The organism is Hymenobacter terrenus, from assembly GCF_000972495.1.
In the GTDB taxonomy this organism is placed as follows: domain Bacteria; phylum Bacteroidota; class Bacteroidia; order Cytophagales; family Hymenobacteraceae; genus Hymenobacter; species Hymenobacter terrenus.
This window is the reverse complement of sequence record NZ_LATM01000001.1, coordinates 919,999-938,503: the sequence shown is the minus strand read 5'-3', so window position 1 is coordinate 938,503 and position 18,505 is coordinate 919,999. Positions and strand designations below refer to the sequence as shown.

At 60.8% G+C, this 18,505-nt stretch carries 16 protein-coding genes; 7 read left to right on the top strand and 9 right to left on the bottom strand.

The features are described 5' to 3' along the window. Positions 1-198: 198 nt before the first annotated feature. Positions 199-840, bottom strand: a complete 642-nt coding sequence (locus tag WX88_RS03955) for a Crp/Fnr family transcriptional regulator (RefSeq protein ID WP_052732305.1) — start codon at positions 838-840, stop codon at positions 199-201. Positions 841-967: 127 nt separating this feature from the next. Between WX88_RS03955 and WX88_RS03950 the strand changes: the two genes are divergently transcribed. Then, positions 968-1,675 (top strand): HAD family hydrolase, encoded by a 708-nt coding sequence (locus WX88_RS03950; protein ID WP_046243148.1) that lies wholly within the window; start codon positions 968-970, stop codon positions 1,673-1,675. Here WX88_RS03950 and WX88_RS27190 read toward each other — a convergent pair. Next, positions 1,656-2,855, bottom strand: coding sequence for a methyltransferase domain-containing protein (locus WX88_RS27190; RefSeq protein ID WP_052732304.1), 1,200 nt, complete (start codon positions 2,853-2,855; stop codon positions 1,656-1,658). The two genes, WX88_RS03950 and WX88_RS27190, sit on opposite strands and share 20 nt — an antisense overlap. 9 nt (positions 2,856-2,864) lie before the next feature. Further along, positions 2,865-3,305, bottom strand: a complete 441-nt coding sequence (locus WX88_RS27185; protein WP_052732303.1) for an aminotransferase class I/II-fold pyridoxal phosphate-dependent enzyme — start codon at positions 3,303-3,305, stop codon at positions 2,865-2,867. A 242-nt stretch (positions 3,306-3,547) separates the two neighbouring features. Between WX88_RS27185 and WX88_RS03935 the strand changes: the two genes are divergently transcribed. Beyond that, positions 3,548-3,880 carry a GNAT family N-acetyltransferase gene (locus tag WX88_RS03935; protein WP_046243147.1) on the top strand — a complete coding sequence of 111 codons (333 nt, stop codon included), beginning with the start codon at positions 3,548-3,550 and terminating at the stop codon, positions 3,878-3,880. 134 nt (positions 3,881-4,014) lie between these two features. Here WX88_RS03935 and WX88_RS03930 read toward each other — a convergent pair whose 3' ends face one another. Next, positions 4,015-4,971 (bottom strand): helix-turn-helix transcriptional regulator, encoded by a 957-nt coding sequence (locus tag WX88_RS03930; RefSeq protein ID WP_046242894.1) that lies wholly within the window; start codon positions 4,969-4,971, stop codon positions 4,015-4,017. A gap of 296 nt (positions 4,972-5,267) precedes the next feature. Between WX88_RS03930 and WX88_RS03925 the strand changes: the two genes are divergently transcribed. The 5 genes from WX88_RS03925 to WX88_RS03905 all read left to right on the top strand — a co-directional run bounded on the left by WX88_RS03925 (position 5,268) and on the right by WX88_RS03905 (position 8,900). Next, positions 5,268-5,525, top strand: a complete 258-nt coding sequence (locus WX88_RS03925) for a hypothetical protein (protein WP_046242893.1) — start codon at positions 5,268-5,270, stop codon at positions 5,523-5,525. A gap of 158 nt (positions 5,526-5,683) precedes the next feature. Then, on the top strand, positions 5,684-6,727 hold the full coding sequence (locus WX88_RS27180; RefSeq protein WP_197076657.1) for a DUF6268 family outer membrane beta-barrel protein: 1,044 nt from the start codon (positions 5,684-5,686) through the stop codon (positions 6,725-6,727). Between the two features lie 24 nt (positions 6,728-6,751). Continuing rightward, positions 6,752-6,964 carry a hypothetical protein gene (locus WX88_RS03915; RefSeq protein WP_046242891.1) on the top strand — a complete coding sequence of 71 codons (213 nt, stop codon included), beginning with the start codon at positions 6,752-6,754 and terminating at the stop codon, positions 6,962-6,964. A gap of 95 nt (positions 6,965-7,059) precedes the next feature. Next, positions 7,060-8,082, top strand: a complete 1,023-nt coding sequence (locus WX88_RS03910; protein WP_046242890.1) for a sensor histidine kinase — start codon at positions 7,060-7,062, stop codon at positions 8,080-8,082. Between the two features lie 47 nt (positions 8,083-8,129). Continuing rightward, entirely contained in the window at positions 8,130-8,900 is a 771-nt protein-coding gene (locus tag WX88_RS03905) for a LytR/AlgR family response regulator transcription factor (RefSeq protein ID WP_046242889.1), read from the top strand. 175 nt (positions 8,901-9,075) lie between these two features. On the opposite strand, the gene WX88_RS27175 is transcribed toward WX88_RS03905, so the two are convergent. The 5 genes from WX88_RS27175 to WX88_RS03880 all read right to left on the bottom strand — a co-directional run bounded on the left by WX88_RS27175 (position 9,076) and on the right by WX88_RS03880 (position 18,058). Beyond that, entirely contained in the window at positions 9,076-13,929 is a 4,854-nt protein-coding gene (locus WX88_RS27175; RefSeq protein ID WP_052732301.1) for a phosphodiester glycosidase family protein, read from the bottom strand. Positions 13,930-14,434: 505 nt separating this feature from the next. After that, positions 14,435-15,187, bottom strand: a complete 753-nt coding sequence (locus WX88_RS03895) for an SDR family NAD(P)-dependent oxidoreductase (protein ID WP_046242888.1) — start codon at positions 15,185-15,187, stop codon at positions 14,435-14,437. Positions 15,188-15,293: 106 nt separating this feature from the next. Continuing rightward, positions 15,294-16,223 (bottom strand): helix-turn-helix domain-containing protein, encoded by a 930-nt coding sequence (locus tag WX88_RS03890; protein WP_046242887.1) that lies wholly within the window; start codon positions 16,221-16,223, stop codon positions 15,294-15,296. 62 nt (positions 16,224-16,285) lie between these two features. Further along, on the bottom strand, positions 16,286-17,266 hold the full coding sequence (locus tag WX88_RS03885) for a zinc-binding alcohol dehydrogenase family protein (protein ID WP_046242886.1): 981 nt from the start codon (positions 17,264-17,266) through the stop codon (positions 16,286-16,288). A gap of 171 nt (positions 17,267-17,437) precedes the next feature. Continuing rightward, a complete protein-coding gene (locus WX88_RS03880; RefSeq protein ID WP_046242885.1) occupies positions 17,438-18,058 on the bottom strand; it encodes a hypothetical protein in 621 nt (206 codons plus the stop codon). Positions 18,059-18,505: the final 447 nt, after the last annotated feature.

Below are 18,505 nucleotides of genomic sequence, written 5' to 3'. Positions count from 1 at the left end.
TAATTATAAATTTTTGTTTAATTACTCCATCGTCATCATGTTGTCTGATTGTTGGTAATTGGGCCCTTCTTACCCCATAGCGTGAATAAAAGGGCATATTGACACACCGAGCAATAATATTCAGCGTGTAGCTGAGTGCAGCGGATTAAATTGAATTATTCCATCAATCGTAAGTAGCCAGTGACTAGTTATCGGGCACTACCAGTATGCTTGCAGCATTTCGGCTAATCGTTGAGGATGAGCGGCGAGCTGACCCTTGGCGTTGGTGTGGAAAAGCTGCTGCTCGGCCAGGTATTTGAGCACCCGATTCAGGCTGCGAACCGGAACGGCCAGATAGTCTGCCAGGTCCTGCTTAGAGATGGGTTGCTGATGATCGTCGAACAGGCTGAGCAGCTGTAGCACGGCATATTCGAGCGGATATACCTGCTGGTAAGACGCCCGCCGGGCGGTGCGGCGCAGGCGGGTAGCCAGCTCGCGCAGGAGCAGGGCACTGAATTCCGTATCCTGTTGCAGCCGGGTAAATGCGCTGGCCTCCAGCCAATACGCTTCCCCCTCGGTGAGGACTTCCACGTGGTTTAGGGTGGCTTGCTCGGTTAGCAGCTCCAACTCGCCCAGGATTTCACCCTCACCCAGGAATTCGAGCACGAAGCAGCGGCCATTTTCCTCGGTAATGAAGCATTTTACCACGCCACTCAACAGCACGTAAATGCCGCGGGCGTCCTCGTCCTGTTGCAGCAGCAGCTGTCCTCTGCGAAATGCCACGCGCTCCAGCTGGCCGGCGAAGGAGTTGGTTGCGGCCCGGTTCAGGTACTCAAGGAGGGCTAAACTGCTTTTAACCATGGGATAGAGAAAGGTGGGACAAATGTCCTTGACAGGGGAATATATTAGGAGCTGGCAATACTACCTGATTCCGGCGGCCCCCACCAAGTCAGCCCCGTATTTTAAGCTCCTGCATTTCAACTTTCAGATGGACACTTTACAAATCATTGCTTTCGACGCCGACGACACCTTGTGGGTCAATGAGCCCCACTACCAACACATGGAACAGCAATTTGGCGAGCTGCTGGCGGATTTTCTGCCGCCGCACGCCGCGGCCCAGGAGCTGTTCAAAACTGAAATGCAGAACCTGGCCCTGTACGGCTACGGGGCCAAGGGCTTCGTGCTATGCATGGTAGAAACTGCCGTCCGGGTGTCGGCCGGAGCCATGAGCATGCCAGTCGTGGAAAAAATCCTGGACTATGGCAAGGCCCTGCTCAACCAGCCGGTGGAGTTGCTCGATGGCGTAGAGGATGTGCTGGAAGCCTTGCAAGGGCGCTACCGCCTGGTGGTGGCCACCAAGGGCGACCTGCTCGACCAGGAGCGCAAGCTGAAAAAGTCCGGCCTGGAGCGCTACTTCCATCACATCGAAATCATGTCGGATAAGCAGCCGGCCGATTACCGCAAGCTGCTCAAGCACCTGGACATTCCAGCGTCGGACTTTTTGATGGTGGGCAACTCGTTGCGCTCCGACATCCTACCCGTGCTCGACCTCGGCGGGCACGCCTGGCATGTGCCTTTTCACACCACCTGGGAACACGAGCGCGTGGAGCAGCTGGTAGCGCACCCCAAGCTTCAGCAACTGACCAGCATCCGCCAGGTGCCAGAGCGGCTACTGGCTATGCGCAATATCCGGTAGAAAGAGCTGACTTGCGGGCCCATAAGTGGGCGCGGCGGGTGGGGTACTCTTCCGGGTAGGGCCGGCGCTCCAGCACGTCGACCAAGGTGAAGCCGGTTTCGATGAGCAGCGGCACAATCTTATCGGGGTCCAGCAGGCGAAAGTCCACATTCACGGGCTCGCCCAGAAACTCGTCGTCGTGCACGATTTCGTCGCCCACGTGGAAGCCGAGCAGCAGCTCGCCCCCAGGGGCAAGTACCCGGTGAGTTTCGCCGAGCGCCGTCCGTATCTGGTCGTAGTTGAAATGCACTACCGAGTAGAAGGCAATAGCCGAGCCGAAGGATTCGGCGGCGTAGTCCAGCCGGAGTATATCGGCAACCGCAAAGGCCAGTTGGGGGTGCAGCGCCTGGGCCGTTTTCACCATCTCCGGCGAAATATCCACGCCCAGCAGGTCGGGCACGTCGCAGCTGGCTAGGAAGGCCGTGGTTTGTCCGGGGCCGCAGCCCAGGTCCAACAGGCAACCGCGGGCCGCATTTTCTCGGGCAAAAGCTCGCAGCAGGAGCCGGTCCAAATGCTTGGTGCTTGTATTCGAGTTCGTGGGCAAATCGGGCGGCGTATTGCCGGGCCGTTTTGTCGTAGCAGTCGATGACGTTTTGCTGAGCGGACATGGCGAAGGAGAGTAGGCCGGACCACAACAGCAGCCGGACAGCAAGTATAATACAGCCCTGCCCCGGCCGCGCCGGCCGGTTTGCAGATAATGGCTGGTCCACCTGGAGGGCCGGTTCTTATCTGTCATCACACTTGCCTTACACTTTCTTAGGAGCGAGGAGCAAGCTGGTAGCAGCGCCTGCCCCAGTAGGTCGACACTGCGGCTGAGCTCGGCTGCGTTGAGAGAGGCAAAGCCCAGGCGCAGGTGAGAGGCCTGCGTTTCTGCCGGAGTCCGAAACAGCTGGCCGTCGCCGAGGCTCAGCCCCAATTCTCCGCAGCGTTGGGATAGCGCCGTTAGGTCCACCGTTTCGGCAAACCTCGTCCACACGGCCATGCCGCCAGTGGGCTCTTCAAACGCTACCCACCCGCCCACCTGCTGGCGCAGCAGCTGGCAGAGCAAGTCGCGGCGCTGCTGGTAGATTTTGCGGGCTCGCTTGAGGTGGGCCCGCATCTCGCCCTCGGCAAACAGCTCGGCGATGCCCTGCTCGAGCAACGTGTCGTCCTAGTGGTCTATCAGTACCCGCAGGTGCGCCAACTCGGCGATGATGTCGGCCGGCGCAACGATGTAGCCCACCCGAAAACCAGGCGCCAGTACCTTGCTCAGCGAGCCCAGGTACAGGACCCGGCCCGCACGGTTGGCGCTGGCCAGCGGCAGGATGGGGCTGCCATCGTAATGGAAGTCAAAGTCGTAGTCATCTTCCATAATGATGAAGTCGTAGCGCTCGGCCAGTTGCAGCAGCCGCACCCGACGCTCGGCCGAGAGCGTGACCGTGGTGGGGTAGTGGTGGTGGGGCGTAAGGTAGAGCAGCCGGATGGGCTGCTGCTGGCATAGGGCCTCCACCTCGTCCACGCGCAAACCGTGGGCATCGACGCCCACCCGGCGCAGTTGCGCTCCGCGCTGCGCAAAGGCATGGTCGGCGGCGCAATAGCAGCGCTCACTCATGGAATCGTCTTCTTTTTCGCATCGGGAGTCGGTGAAATTTGACTTCCCCAACGCATACCGGGAGCTCTATGCCTTTAGCGGCTGGCTGCGGCGCGGGCAGCAATTATTCTACGGCGGAAATTCCCTGGCCTTCGAGTTCGGTCCTCGGATTTCGGACGCCCTCCCAAAGAAAAGAGAGTGGCCCGTCGCTAGCATACCTACTTATCAACCAAACCAGCGGGCGTTGCCCGGCTTCTCACCCCATGCCCATTACCTATCATCTCGACCGCACCCCTTCACCAGATGAAGTAATTGACCTTTACCGTAGTGCCGGTCTGGCCCGCCCCGTGGACGACCGTGCCCGGATAGCCACCCTGTACCAACACGCCAATCTGATTGCCTCGGCTTGGGACGGGGACACGCTGGTAGGTGTGGCCCGCTCCCTGACCGGTTTTCGCTGGTGCTGCTACCTGGCCGATTTAGCAGTGCGCGCTGAGTACCAACATCAGCACATCGGAAAAAGGCTAGTTGAACTGACCCGGGAAAGGGTAGGAGATGAGAGCACGGTGATGCTGCTTTCCGTACCGACAGCTTGAAAACGGCTTCATTATTAAACGCCTGAAATAATGCAGCGTGGCACCCGCGCTGGATAGTCCTCATCCTCCAGCGCCGTATCAGATGAGGCGGTGCTGAATGTGTCTTGGCTGCCGTGGCGGATGGAGCCCGTCACTTATTCTGCGGCGCAGAAATACTGGTGCGCCGCCTGAGCCATTTGGCGCAGCTGCTGCCCTAGCGCAGGCGGCGAAAGCACCGCAACCTGCCCGGCGTAGGGCAACAGCCAGGCAGCCGTGTAGCGCAGGCATCCCAGCCGCAGCGTCATGATGACGTCGCCCTCGGGCGTGGCTTCCTCATGGGCCCAGCCGTAATAGTACTTGGCATCCTGCACCTGCCGGGCGGCCTCGGCGTCGAAGCGCACCACGGCCGTTTCCTGGGGGCGTCGGGCCGCCTCGGCCTGCCAGTAGTGTTGCAAGGTTTCGGTCCGGGGGGCAAAGGCTTCGTCCAGTACCTGTAGCTGAATGATGCGGTCGAGGCGGAAGTCGCGGAACTCGTGGCGCAGCCGGCAGTAAGCCACCACGTGCCAGTGCAGGCCCAGGTAAATGCCAATGGGTTCGGTGTCGCGCTCGGTAGCCGCGCCGGAACCGTCCCGGTAGTGCAGGCGAACTACCCGCGCCGCCGCAATGGCCCCAAGCAGGCGCTGGTGCACGTCGGGGTGGCCGGACAGCGGCAGCTGGGGCGCCCGGGAGCGCAGAATGTGGATGTGCGGGCTCAGGCTTTCGAGATAGTCGCGGTCGGAGCGACGGAGTACGGCCCGCAGCTTGTCCATAGCAGTCTGGCCGAGCTGGGCGGTGTGGGCATCGGTGAGGCGGGCGGCGAGCTTCTCAGCCGTGAGCAGCGCCGTGGCTTCCTCGCGGGTGAACATGACGGGCGGCAGGCGGTAGCCCTCGGCCAGCGAGTAGCCCACGCCCGCCTCGCCGTACAGCGGAACACCGGCTTCTTCCAGGGTGCGCAGGTCGCGGTACACGGTGCGTAAGCTCACGCCAAACTGCGCGGCCAGGTCCGGGCCGCGCACCACGCGCTTGGCTTGCAACTGCACGAGAATAGTAGTAATACGGTCGAATCGGTTCATCGGTAACGGCAGGATAAGACAGGCAATTTACCGTTGCATTCACATAAAAATCCCGGGCGGTAAGAGAAAGAAACGGCCGGCTACCATAATCCTAGTTGGGAAGCCGGGGCTCCGATGTTTCCCGCACGCACTGGTTAGGCTCTGCCAACTGCACTCCCGGCCCGTTGATTTATCAAACTGGGCCAGCCTACTGACATAGGGCTGTCACCTCGCGGCATTTGCTTTGGGCATTGGCACGCGCCCCGGCTGATTTGGGGCAGTGCGTCTCAGTATCCGAATCTTTTTTTCACAAGATTATGCTAACCTGCTCCCCGCGATTCCCCGCCCTGGATGCCATCGAAGTATTCAAAACCAACATCGACACCGTCGCAACGGGCACCACGGTGATGCGCGCCCTGCGCCAACGGTTTCCTGCCCTGCAAGCGAGCCTCGACCTCGATGACTGCGACCGGGTGCTGCGCGTGCTGGCCCCGCAGCCCGGCCAGCAGCCTTGGGTGCAGGTGATGGTCCTGGTGCGCAGCCTGGGCGTGCAAATAGAAGTGCTGCCCGACTAAGGCAACCCCGCTCAGAAGCGGTGGCGGCCATAGCCCGGCATGAGCAGATTTACGCGTAGCCTTGGCCTTCGGCAGGAGGAAGGCGCCTGAGAAGAGTCCCGTATCCGGGCTAGCTATTATTCTGATTTCGATTCCGATTCGTCGCTCCGTTCCTACGATTGACTGGCGAGTTTTCGGCATTCGCCACGAATGCCCTGGTACTTCCCTGGTTGAGCCGCCCAATTTTGGGCCATTCCTCAACCCCAAAAGTACTTAGAATGAACACGACAGTATGTTTTAAAAGCCTGCTGAGTAACAGTAACCGCTGGACCAGCCTGCTTTTATCCGGTCTCCTGTGCTGCCTCGGTGGTGTCGCGCACGGACAAATGTTTGACGACAAGCTATTCGTTAATTATTCCTTCGCGCCACCGGTCGACTTTAAGGATATTCCCGGTAAATCGCACGCGTACAATAGCGTTGAGGTTCAGCTTTCGGCGCCACCCATTCAAGTAGGACCGCGCTTGCAGTGGGTCAATGTGCTGTATGGTAAGTCTGTTATTTACAATCTCGAAGGCAGCTCGGAGAACTTAAGTGGCTTGTCCGAAAGGTTCTCGGATATCCGCTACACCGCACTGTTTAATTACAAATTAACGAACCCAAAATGGGCGTTGCTGGTCAGCCCAACCTTGATGGTGAGGACCGATTTTGCCGATAATCTATCCAAAAAAGACCTGTTCCCGCAGGGAGTGGCGTTGGCCACCTATGCCCCGCACGGCGACAATAGCCTGGTATTCTCGGTCGGTGCAGTCCTGACCAACGATTTCAACCACAATCTCGTAGCGCCGCTGGTGGGCCTCGTCAGCAAGACCGAGCGGCTGACGGCCGAGCTTACGTATCCGCGGGTTAATATTTTGTACAAGCCAACTAAAAAGCTTGAATGGGGAGTTACGGCCACGGCCGACGCAGCCATTTTCAAAAGCAAGCAGTGGGCTTGGGCCGACAACCAGATTTCGCAGTACGTGCGGACGGTCAATTTATTTGCCGGTCAGGCCTTGAATTATAATCTGCACGGAGGGCTCTGGCTTAATACGCAGGTCGGATACGCGTTTTTGCGAAACTACGACTTGCTTGATGCGGACTACGAGCCAATTAAGGCGGTCAATACCGACTTGAAAGGGAGCTTCATGTTCAAAGCCGGCGTGAGCATGCGATTTGGTCATTAATGGCCACAGAACCCGGACTTCATCATGATTTATGTATTTTCGACATCGGTTACCACTCCCAAAAAAGCGCGTGCGGTCGCTCAACACCTCCAGTGCATTCCAACTATTGCCAAATACAGCTTTGACCTGGATGACTGCGACCACGTGTTGCGAATAGAGGCCGAAGGCATCAGCGTGAACGAGCTAATCAGGCAAATCAATCAGCTAGGATTCGCCTGCGCCGAATTGCCGGACTAGCGCGGAGAAGCCGGCACGAAACTCACCGGGTGGCAAACACAACTTCCGCTCCCGCCAGCGGCCTTACCAGGGCGTGAAATTTTCTCTTTGATGACATGAATGATAAATGGTTTCGGCTCATCGGTATTCCCCTGGTAGCCGCTCTCGTGTACGTGGGTTTTGATGGGCTGCCGTCGGTGCTGGATTCCCGCTTGCTTTCTGCTTACGCCTTTGGCTTATTGATTACGACGGTGATGTGGGAGGGCAACCGGGCCATTTTTTTGTACATGCGCCGCGCCTACCCGCGCTACGACCAAACGGGCCGTCGCCTGGGTTTTCAGACCATTGCCAGCCTGGTGTTCACGGTCGCGGCTACTTTGCTGCTCAATCAGTTGCATCAGCTGCTGCTACAAGTGCCATTGCCGCCGCTGGGCGACGGTAGCAACTACCTGATTACCTTTCTGCTCCAGCTGGTGCCGACGTTCATGATTACGTCAACCTACGAAAGTGTCTTTTTTTTCGGGGAGTGGAAAAAGAACCTCCGACGGTCTGACGCGCTGGCCCGGGCCAGCATTCAGGGGCAATTAGAAGCCTTGCAGCGGCAGCTGGACCCGCACTTTTTGTTCAACTCCCTCAACACCTTAACTGCTCTTATCGAGCCCGAGAACCGGGCGGCGCAGCAGTTCATCGAGCAGTTGTCCGACGTGTACCGCTATGTGCTCCTCAGCCGCGACCGCCCCAAGGTGCCCCTGGCCGAAGAGCTGAAATTTGTCGAAGCCTACGTGGCCCTGAACAAAACTCGGTTCGGCGACGAAATACAAGTCGTGACTGAGGGGTTAGCGACTGCCCTGTTGTCGCGCCCGTCGGTGGCCCCGCTCAGCGTTCAGATGCTCATTGAGAATGCCTTGAAGCACAACATCATTTCGGCGCGGAGCCCCCTGCGGCTGCGGCTCCACACCGACGGCAGCTACGTCAGCGTGACTAACAATGTGCAAATCCGCGCCACCTTGCCGCAGTCGACCAAAGTGGGCCTGCAAAACATCATTGAGCGCTACCGCCTGCTGAGCGAGCTGCCGGTGCGTGTGGTGCGCGAAGACGGACTTTTTACGGTGCACCTGCCCTTGCTCGATGCCTACTAGCTGGAGCAGAATCAGCTTTCGTCATTAAATCTCTTACCAGTGTCCTGATGCGCTACCTCATTATTGAAGATGAAAACCTCGCCGCCCAACGCCTGCAATACCTGCTCCGGCAGGCCGACCCGCAGGCCGAGATAGTGGCCGTGCTGCGGCTGGTACAGGACGTGCGGGAGTGGCTGGCCGCCGGCCCGGAAGCCCCCGACCTCATCCTGGCCGACATCCAGCTCGGCGATGGGCTCAGCTTTGAAATCTTTGAAAATCTGCCGCTGACGGCGCCCGTCATTTTCACCACGTCATTTGACGAGTATGCCATCAAGGCCTTCAAGGTGCGCAGTATTGATTACCTGCTCAAGCCAATCAAGCTTGATGAGCTGCAAGTAGCTCTGGCTAAGCTGCGCGATATGCAGGCGTACTTTTCGCCGCCCACCACCAGCCGCCGCCTGGAGGCGCTGCTCGATAACTTGTCGCTGAACCAAGGCAAATACAAAACCCGCTTTTTGGTGGGCAACAGCGCCCAGCTACTGCCCCTCGACATCGGGCAGATAATGTACTTTCAGAGCCGGAACGAGGTCACAACCTGCGTGGCCGACGGCAATCGGCGCTTCGTGATTGATTACACCCTCGACAGTCTCGAGAAACTGCTGGACCCGCACCAGTTCTTCCGCGCCAGCCGCCAGCTGCTGCTGCACCTGCGGGCCGTCCGCCGAATTCACGCTCATTTCAACGGCAAGCTCAAGCTGGAGCTATTCCCAGAGCCGAACGAAGAAGCGCTCGTGAGCCGCGACAAAGCCGGTCTGTTTAAAGCGTGGATGGAAAGTTAGGGCGGTTGCCAACCTGTCGCCATCTGGCTAGCTCGCAGCTGGAATTGGTCCTCATTTCCACCCCAAATACTTTATTGCCACGGGTCAACCAGGGTCCAAACTCAAACCCGCACATATAAAAAAGCCGCCTCCCAATGTCGGAAGGCGGCTTTTATAATCACCAGTGGCTTCAGTGTTACAGCTTCTCAAACCGCTGGGTCACGGTTTGCTTATCCGTAGTCAGGCGCAACAGGTAGAGTCCGGGGGGCAGGTCGTTCACGCGCAGTTGAGTCGTGGACGTGCCGGCCGCCGATTCGCGGCGCAGGCGCTGGCCGAGCAGGTTGAGCACCTCCAGCTGCCGGAGTTTCTCGGTGGGCGGGGCTTCCACTTGCAGCAGGCCGGTGGTGGGGTTGGGATAGAGGCCAAACGCGGCGTTCTGGCTGCCCCCGCGGGCGCTCAGCACCACGCTGATGTCCTGGGCCGAGCGCAGCCACAGCTCGTAGCCTTCGGTGAACGGTGCTTCGGGGTCGAACTGGTACACCAGGCCCCGCACGGTGAAGGTGCCGGTGGGCGCGGTGGCGTTGTACAAGCCCGAGCGGCGGTGAATGTAGGCGCGGTAGGTGCGCACGCTGTCCTGCAAGTCCACGCCGAAGCCGGGGTAGCCCTGGCCAGTGGTCCACTGAGCCGGGTTGACGAGCCGGACGCGGCGCAGCTCCACGGGCAATGACTCGGTGCTGTCGGCCAGCGGGCCGGTCTGCCGGACGGGCCCAAACAGCGGCTGGGCCGCCGCCAGCAGCCGCAGCGAGTCGGCCTGGAAGCGAATCAGGCCGTTTTCCTGCACCACGCGGCCGACGACGCGGAGTTGGTCGCCGGGGCGCACGGTGTAGGCCAGGTTATCGGCCTGGCGCACCACGTTGATGGCCTTGTCGCCGTCCACGAGCGAGAAGTCCAGCCCCGCGTCGCGGAAATTCGGGCTGTTCACCACGCCCACCAGGCGGCAGTACACGCCGGCCGAGTCGGCCACGCCGGTCAGGGGCCGCACGCGGCGTACTTGGGCGATGCGGTAGGTGCGAATCGGGCCCACCGGCGCCACCGTGCCGGGCCGCACGCGGACGTAGCGGTGGATGCCGCCGTTGTTCCAGGCGCAGTATAGCAGCGTGTCGCCGGTGACGGACACGCCCAAGCCGCGGGCTTCGGCGTTGCCCACTTCGGGCAGCGGCAGGTTCCAAAGGCGCTGGTTGGTTTCGTCGCGGAAGTGGAAGGAAGCGGGGTTGGAGCCCGCCGCCCGCACGGCCGCGTACAGCCGCCGGCCCGGCAGCACCTGCACCCCACTCGACCCGGCGGCCAGGCTCGTGATGGTGCCGGCGAGCGTGTAGTTCACGGTATCGGTGCTGGTGTAGCGCTGAATCTGGGCCGTGCCGGGGTCGGGTAGGTACAGGGTCAGGCCGTCTGATTCCATCGCGAAGGCGCGGCTGAGGATGCGGCCGGGCAGCGTGAGGCGGCGCACCTGCTGGAAGGTGGCGCCGGTCTGGCGCAGAATGTAGGCGTAGTCATCGCCCCACAGGCTGGCCACGAACACCCGGCCGCGGCTGTCGGCGCGGGGCGTGGTCAGGGTGTTGGCCTGACCGCCGGAACGCACGGGGGCCGTCCAGGAGGCAATCAGGGCGCCGGTTTGGGCGTTGATTTTGACGAGTTTGGAATTCGAGCTAACTAGAATATGGCCGTCGGCGTCGGTGCCGATGCCGGTGTTCTGGGCCGTCAGCCCCAGAGCCGTATTGGTGTTGAGCAAGGGCGAAAACGGGGCGGGCTGGCCGTTAGGCAGCCGCGCGTGAATGCGGCCCGAGAAGTCGAGCAGCCACAGTTTGCCGAAGCCGTCATAGGTGGCACCGTAGCCGTTGGCATTGGGCAGAATGTTGCCGTCGTAGCGAAAGTCGGGCGCGGGCACCTCCACTAGGTCGGTGAGGGGCGCGTCGCTCTTGGTTAGTTGCAGGAGGCGGGCCGGGCCGGGCACGATGCTCTTGCCATCGGTGGCTAGCACGCGCTGGTAGAAGCTCACCGCCGTGCCGGGGGCAGTGGTGCCGAGCAGGGCATACCAGGCGTCTTCGCGGCGGCGCACGGTGGTGGCGCGGCCGGTGCCTTCCTGGAAGACGATGTTAGTAAAAAGTGAATCAGTCGCCAGCTGGTAGAAGTACGTCACTGGGTCGCCGTCCGGCTCGGCGCTCAGCGGCCAGCTCACCCCGAAAATGGCTTCCAGGTTGCGCACGGCGTACACGTTGGCGGCGCGGGTCGAGGTGACGGCCGTGCGGACCGGCGGCCGGTTGGCGGCGCCGTAGAGCTGCCCGCGGAGTTCGCCGTTGGGGTTGGCCTGGGTGCGCAGCCGAATGAACAAGGCGCCGGCCCGCAATTGGTCGGTGATGGTGTCGGACTTGGCATCCAGCGTGCCGCTGAACGTGCCCGTGCGCCCGTCGCTCGAAACCACCGTGAGCTGGCTCAGCAAGCGCCCGGCGGTGCCGTGGCTGCCTCCGCTGATGGCCACCGCGGTGCGGTCGTCGAGCAGCGGGCTGGCCAGGTTGGCGAACGAGCCCGTCACCTGCAGGCGGTTGTTGGCGATGACGGCCTGGGCCGTGGCCGTAGCGGTGCCCGCCGGGCGGCCCAGCTCCAGGTGCAGGGGCGACAGCGTGGCCGCCACCGGCTCGGCCTGTAAGTCGCGTCGCACCACAAACGACCCATCGTACCCGTAGATGATGCGCGGCAGCACGGCGGGGTCGAAGGTGGTCATGTCGGCGGCGTTGCGCTGCAAGATGTCGTAGGTCGTGTACGCGACGCTGTCCTGCTGGTAGTACACGTCCATAATCGTAATCGTGTTCACCGGCGCCTTGTCGAGCGTGAGCCAGGGGCGCGGGCCCGAGCCGGCGGCCCCGGCGTTCAGCAGCTCCAGGTCGCCGCGCCGGCCGGGGAAGAAGGCGTGGTGGTGGCCGCTGATGTAGGTTTTCACGTCGAGGCTTTCCAGAATTTTGCGCAGCGCTTCGTTGTCGCGCAGCACATTGCCGGCCCCGTCGCGCTCCTGCGCAATCGAGTACAAGGGCAAGTGGCCCACCAGCAGGCGCATGCGGGCCGCGCGAGCGGCGGGCGAGCTAAACTGCTGCTGCACCCAAGCCAGGTTGGCCGGCGTAATCACGTCCGACGACGCATCCCAGCTCACCACGAACACGCTGTCCTGCTTGAAAGAATAATAAGCCGGGTAATTGGTGCTGTCCACGAAAGCCAGCGCTGGCGCGTAGGCTGGGTTGCGCCAGAATTCACGCGTCACCTGGCGCTCCATCGGCAGCGAGCGGGTGCCGTCGTGGTTACCCAGCGTGAAGGCAAACGGCACGCCCGCCTGCCGAAACTTCGACGTCACGGAGCGGTCAAAGCCCTGCCACATGGCGCGCATAATGGCGTCGGTGCTCACGCCCTGGCCGGCCACCATGTCGCCGCCGCACACCACCAAGTCGGGCCGCCAGATGCGCGGAATGCGCTGCATAATGCTGTCGACCTGCCACTCGTAAGTCGAGGAGCCCAGGGCGCCGTTCAGGTCGCTCACTACCGCAATGCGCAGGTTGCCGCGGGGCGGCACGTTGGCCGGAGTGCGCTCCAGCTCCACGAGGCGCAGGGCGTCGGCGATGACGCGGGTGCCGCCCTGGCCTTGGGCCAATAGCTCCACGTAGTCGCCGGGCGCCAGGTCGAAGGTGCCGAGCACGTTCCAGCGGGCGGTGGTCGAAAGGTCGTTTTGGTTGGCAAACAGGGTGTCGCGCCGGGTGCCGCGGTGCAGCACGTAGGGCACTCGCCGGGCGTTGCCGGTGCCGAGGGTCCACCAGGCCGCGAGCTGGTAGCGGCCGCGGGGCAGTTGGCCCAAGTTGTAGCGGGCCCGGGTGCCCGGCGCCCCCACCGTGGCCCCGCGCGAGGCGGTGGGCAGGTAGGCGCTGGGGTGGTTGGTGGCGCTCCAAAGCCCACTTTCCGAATAGAGTGGGTTGTCGGTGTCGATGACGATAACCGGCCGGCGCGGGGTGGGCACAGCCTCCGACAGCACCAGCGAGGAGGCGTTGGGACGCAGCTGGTTGCGGTCGCCGCCGGGGCGGTCGGCGGGGTTGTTCACCACCTCGCCCGCGGCCAGCATGGTGGTTGAGCCACCGCCGTCGAGGTTGAGGGCTTCGCGGGCGCGCAGCTCCACCATCATTTGCGCCAACTCCGATAGTGTAGCGCCAGCGCTGGCAGCCTGGCGGCCGTCCACGGCCACCACAATCACGGTGTCGCCGGCCAAGTAGCCGACCGCTGTGCGCGGGTTGCGGCCCACGGCAATGTCGTCGGGAATAATTTCTTCGGCCGTGGTGATGCGCACTTGGCTGTTGTGCACCAGCACTGGCCCGCCGCCCACGGCCTGGCTGGCGTTCCAGATGGCGGCGCCGGTCGGGAACGTGGGGCTCGGCACCGGCTGCGGCGGCTGGGTGGGGTCGTTGGGGCTGGGGTTGGGATAGGCCCAGGTGGTGTTGTCGGGGCCTTCCAGCGAGCCGCCCAGGCCGTACACCCACGCCACGTCGGGCACGCGGTTGATGAGGCCGAACGCGCCGCGGGTGGGGTTGTAGTTGCGGCCGTTGCGGGCAATGGTTTTCTGGTTCGGCGCCACGCCGTTGCCATCCGTGACGACCAAGCTAGCCGAGGAATTGGCGCTGAAATACCCGCCGTTGGCGGCCCAGATGGCCTGGTTCAGGGTGGCGTATTCGGCCGTGGTTTTGAGGCGGAACGCGGGGCCTTTTTCTTCGCCCACGGCCCGCAGGCGCAGGTTGCGGTCGGCCAGGGCAATGCGGGTGTACATGGCCCGGATGCGGGAGCCGTCGGGCAGCGTGTCGTTGGTTTCGAACACGCGCACCGAGGGCGGCAACAGCACGTTCAAATCCTGGCGCGGCACCCAGCGCAGGTTCAGCGGCGTGCTTTGGGCCTGGGCCTGCTGCAAGCTTCCCAGCAGCGGCAGCAAGCTTAGCAGCGCAGCCCCCCCAAAAGTAATTTTTGACATAGCAAGAAGTGTTTAGTCAAGGAAAATCCAGAATTATAGTACAAAACTATAACCCTGGCTACCCCTCACCCTAGCCGATTGGCAGTGCTTAACTGAATCGCAAAGCCCTGAGCAACTAATTAATGACATGGTAACCGTGTCATAATTCAAGCATCAAACTTCTTAGCTTAATGAGGATAACCGGCGCCACTCCCAATGCCTGAGCTTACCTCAGTTTTAAGGATATGGAGCCCGAAAAGCACTGGCCCCACTGGTTGGCCGCCGGGCAAAATAAGAGCCTATCCAAATAGGCGGTTAAAAAGAACGGTCATGCTGAGCGCAGCCGAAGCATCTCGCCCGCGTAGCTAACGCATGTAATAGGATTACTTGCTCGGGCGAGATGCTTCGACTGCGCTCAGCATGACCGCCTATTTGGATAGGCACTCACTCAATTAATCAGCCCCGCCTCCGATACCAAAGCATAGATTTACGTTTTTCAGCTGCCCGCCCGCCTTGTGTCGCCGATTTACAGATTCATGCCACCTGTTAGTTCAATGCGCTGGCCGTTAATCCACTTGGCTTCTTCACTGCACAAGAAGGCTACTACGCCCCCGACGTCGTCGGGCAGGCCGACCCGGCCCAGCGCGGTTATCTGCGTTACGTAGGCCCGCATTTCAGGCGTGTCCTGCAAGGCTCCACCCCCAAAAATTGCCCCCGGGGCTACCACGTTGGCGGCAATGCCGCGCGCACCCAACTCCAGGGCCAGGTACCGGGTGAAGACGTCTACCGCACCCTTCATAATGCCGTAGGCCGAGCAGCCCGGGTAGGAATAGCGCGTCACGCCCGAGGAAATATTGATGATGCGGCCCCCGTTATTTAGAATGGGCAAAGCCTTTTGAGTCAAAAAGTAGACCCCCTTGAGATGAATGTTCAGCATCTCGTCGAACTGCGCTTCGGTGTTCTCCGCGATGGGTGCGAGCAGGGAGGTGCCCGCATTATTGATTAAGAAATCAAAGTGAGCTACGCCAAAGGTGGATTGCAGCGCGGTAGTGACCTGCGCATAAAAGGCATCGAAGCTCGACACCGCCGCGGCGTTTAATTGCAGGGCTACGGCCTTACGCCCGAGGGCTTCAATCTCGGCTACCGTTGCTGCGGCGTCTGCTTGTTGGGTGTGGTAGGTGAGCAGCACGTCGGTGCCTTTTTTAGCCAGGCTCAGCGCGATGTCTTTGCCGATGCCGCGGCTGCCGCCGGTGACCAAGGCTATTTTGGAAGTTGTCATTTTGCTTGAAATTTTGAAGTGTTGGTAACACTGCAAAGGTCCGGCAAGCAACTATCGGGGCTTTTGTGCCCGGCAATCCATTATTTGTAGAATTCAAACTATTGCTCTAGCTGCGAAAGGCGCCGGGAGCCAGCGAGGTCTGGCGCTTGAAGAAGTTGGAGAAGTGAGCCACGTCCGCAAATCCAAGGCTATCGGCGATTTCGGCGATGTTCCAGCTGGTCTGTTTGAGCAGCACCTTGGCTTCCTGCACCAGGCGGCCGCCGATGAGGTCGGTGGTGGTGAGGCCGGTGGTTTCTTTCAGCACCTTGTTGAGGTGGTTGACGTGTACGGCCAAGTGGTCGGCGTAGTCTTTGGCCGTGCGCAGACGCAGCTTTTGCTGAGGCGTTTCGAGGGGAAATTGCTGCTCCAGCAGCTCGATGAACCGCGAGGTTACCCGCGCCGAAGCACTGTGGGCCGGGTGCAGTGCCGTAGCCGACTGCCGCTTCTGCCCACAGTGAATCAGCTCCAAAACGTAGGCCCGCAGTAAGTCGTACTTGTAGGCGTAGTCGGAGGTGAGCTCCTCCTGCATTTGCCGGAAAATAGCCCGAATTCGGACATGTTCATCATCTGACAACGGAAAAATGGGGTGCTGGTCGGCCTTAAAAATCGGTAGCTCATCGAGTTGGACGCCGCTTTTCGTTGGCAGAAGAAACTCGGCCGTGAAGACGCAGAACAGCCCAGTCTGGGTTGGGCTTTGCGGCAACCATTGGTAGGGCACTTTGGGCGTGGAAAAGACCAGGGTATTCTGCTCGATGTTGATGGTCTTGTCCGGATACTCGGCCCGGCTGCGCCCACCCAACAGGCTGATTTTATAGTAGGCCCGGCAGGGGTAGGGCAGCGCGGGCTTTTCGCGGACAGCCGGCCCGAGGTCGGCCAGGTCGAACACGTTAAAGTGTCCCACTTCCTGCTGAATACCATCTGGTAGCAGCGCCGCCAGCGCGGTTCCCGTGCCGGTCGACAGATGGTGGCAAAGCTCTTCCAGCGAGGTGGCTTTCATGGCAGGTTTGGTTTGTGAAATCCAAAGGTAGCGGAAAGGCCGATGACCCTGCCGGCCCGGCCTCACGGCATGAGCACGACTACCTTGCCCGTGGCCTCGTTGGCTTCCATATACCGGTGCGCCTCGACCAGCTCCTCGAAGGCAAAGGTTCGGTCGAGCAGCGCCGACTGCCGCCCGGTTGCCACTTCCTGGGCAAACCAGGAGAGTGGGGTATTGAGCAAGTCGGAGGCTTCTCCCGAGTAGGAAGTCAGCCGGACGGTGGAGGGAATGGCGACCATCGGCTCGAAGTCCGGCAGCGTCCAGGCGTTGCCCACTATGCCGCTCATGCACACCATGCCCTGCTTGGCCGCAGTGCGCAGCGAATCCAGCAGGGTAGTGGTGCCCACCAATTCCAGTACCCGGTCCACCCCTTGTGGGAAGAGGCTGCGTACCTCCGTCGCAATACTGCCGTGGTCAATCAGCACGTGGTCTACGCCGTTCTGCCGCAAGCGGTCCGCTTTGGCCGGGTTGCGGGTGGTTGCCAGTACTGTTAGCCCAAAGTGCTTGGCTAGCTGAGCGGCCATCATGCCGACCGACGAGGTGCCGCCCCGAATCAGGAGCGTCTGCCCGGCTTGTATGTCCAGCGCGGTTTTCAGGCTGCCCCAGGCCGTTTGCAGCAGCTCGGGCAGCGCCCCCAGTTGCGCCCAGTCGAGGGTGGTGGTTAGGGCGACTACTTGTTCGACGGGGACGCAAGTGTATTCCGCGTAGCTCCCATCGAAGGCGCGACCCATGCCGCCCATGACCGTCGCCACCGTCTGGCCCGGCTGAAACTGGCCCCCAGGCGCGGCCTCTACGGTGCCCACGGCTTCAATACCCAGAATGCGCGGGAACCGCACGCCCGGCGAATGCCCCTGCCGGGTAAACAGTTCGGAGCGGTTCAGCCCAAATGCCCGGACTCGGATTAGCACTTGCTCCGGAGTGGGTTCCAGACGGGGCACCTGGCGGTAGCGCAACACGTCGGGCGGGCCGGGGTGGTCAAGCACGGCGGCTTTCATCGTTGCCATAAATAAAGCTGCTTTTTCTGATGGTGAGTAGATTACTTGAGTTAATCTGAATATTGGCCAGCGGCCACTTATCGTGCTTGGCGTGTAGGCACACCAGTTGCTGGGGTTGTTGTGCGGGATGCTGACTTCGGGCCTGCTGTGCCCCTGCTTTCTTTGGTCAAGCCGCGCCGCTCATTCTATCACCGCAAACATGTCGGGGTGGTCTATTGCATATTTTACCTTGAGTTGTTGCCCCGGCGAGTACCGCCAGTTGTCGTCCCGGATGGCCTGATTTATCTGCTCGGTGCCGCCCTGGTAGGTAATGAGGGCTGACCAGGAGCTTCCGGAGCGGCTCCTGTTTTTCCGGCGCGCCGTCACCGTCGCGACTGCGTAGGCGGTGCGCGGAGTGGCCAGGATACGGGCAATGCGCTCGTTCCGCAGGTCCTCTACATAGATGAGGTTGCCCACCATGAAGCCAATCAGAAGGAGGAAGCCTGCCGCATAGCCTATCCTCAAGGCGATGGTTCCCAGCCGGCGGAGCACGGAAACCGGTTTCTGCGGTTGTGCCGGTCTCTTTTCTGTTTCTGACGACTTCTCGCCCAATAGTAAAATAATTGCGATGACGAACAGAAAGAGCCAGCCGAGAACGATGCTGAGAACAGACGCGCCTTCGATGATGAAGCTGCTTTTGTACCCAAACAGATACTGAACCGCCGAGCCGGCTCCAATAAGCAGCAGGGACGTTAGCAGGAACTTGAACCAGAAATATTTTGCCATGGTATACGACGCTTTAACAGGTTCGTCAACTGTCATAGGTGTTGACAGCCATTATCTTCGCCCAAGATAGGGGAAGATAGTCACTCAGAGTAGAAACGAGCCGAAATATAGTCATTGGTGATTTTGCTTTCGCTTTTTGAGGTGCCTTGAAAAGCGAAAGCAAATCCGTGTTTCTTTTGCTTTCGCTTTTTGGACTGTCCTGAAAAGCGAAAGCAAAAAGCTGTACTTATAAAGGCAGTTGATGCACACGCGTACCAACCCGCTGTAGAGACGCCATCCTTGGCGTCTCGTCGTTGAACGATGACGTCCAGATGACAGCCGAATGGTGCGGACGAGGAGACGCCAAGGATGGCGTCTCTACAGCGGGCGGGCGCTACTTGCCACAACGCTCCATCTCACACCAGTCTAGGCCCAGAGCGCAAAAACCGGAGGTGGTCAGTGCTAAGCTTTGGGAAACGGGCAGCTATTCAACTTTCATCTATA

What these genes read in the sequence shown, in the direction of transcription:
- WX88_RS03915 (WP_046242891.1), top strand. Translation starts at nt 6,752, where the DNA reads ATGATTTATGTATTTTCGACATCGGTTACCACTCCCAAAAAAGCGCGT.
- WX88_RS03925 (WP_046242893.1), top strand. Translation starts at nt 5,268, where the DNA reads ATGCTAACCTGCTCCCCGCGATTCCCCGCCCTGGATGCCATCGAAGTA.
- WX88_RS03895 (WP_046242888.1), bottom strand. Translation starts at nt 15,187, where the DNA reads ATGACAACTTCCAAAATAGCCTTGGTCACCGGCGGCAGCCGCGGCATC.
- WX88_RS27175 (WP_052732301.1), bottom strand. Translation starts at nt 13,929, where the DNA reads ATGTCAAAAATTACTTTTGGGGGGGCTGCGCTGCTAAGCTTGCTGCCG.
- WX88_RS03910 (WP_046242890.1), top strand. Translation starts at nt 7,060, where the DNA reads ATGAATGATAAATGGTTTCGGCTCATCGGTATTCCCCTGGTAGCCGCT.
- WX88_RS03890 (WP_046242887.1), bottom strand. Translation starts at nt 16,223, where the DNA reads ATGAAAGCCACCTCGCTGGAAGAGCTTTGCCACCATCTGTCGACCGGC.
- WX88_RS03950 (WP_046243148.1), top strand. Translation starts at nt 968, where the DNA reads ATGGACACTTTACAAATCATTGCTTTCGACGCCGACGACACCTTGTGG.
- WX88_RS03955 (WP_052732305.1), bottom strand. Translation starts at nt 840, where the DNA reads ATGGTTAAAAGCAGTTTAGCCCTCCTTGAGTACCTGAACCGGGCCGCA.
- WX88_RS03905 (WP_046242889.1), top strand. Translation starts at nt 8,130, where the DNA reads ATGCGCTACCTCATTATTGAAGATGAAAACCTCGCCGCCCAACGCCTG.
- WX88_RS03935 (WP_046243147.1), top strand. Translation starts at nt 3,548, where the DNA reads ATGCCCATTACCTATCATCTCGACCGCACCCCTTCACCAGATGAAGTA.
- WX88_RS03885 (WP_046242886.1), bottom strand. Translation starts at nt 17,266, where the DNA reads ATGGCAACGATGAAAGCCGCCGTGCTTGACCACCCCGGCCCGCCCGAC.
- WX88_RS03930 (WP_046242894.1), bottom strand. Translation starts at nt 4,971, where the DNA reads ATGAACCGATTCGACCGTATTACTACTATTCTCGTGCAGTTGCAAGCC.
- WX88_RS03880 (WP_046242885.1), bottom strand. Translation starts at nt 18,058, where the DNA reads ATGACAGTTGACGAACCTGTTAAAGCGTCGTATACCATGGCAAAATAT.
- WX88_RS27185 (WP_052732303.1), bottom strand. Translation starts at nt 3,305, where the DNA reads ATGAGTGAGCGCTGCTATTGCGCCGCCGACCATGCCTTTGCGCAGCGC.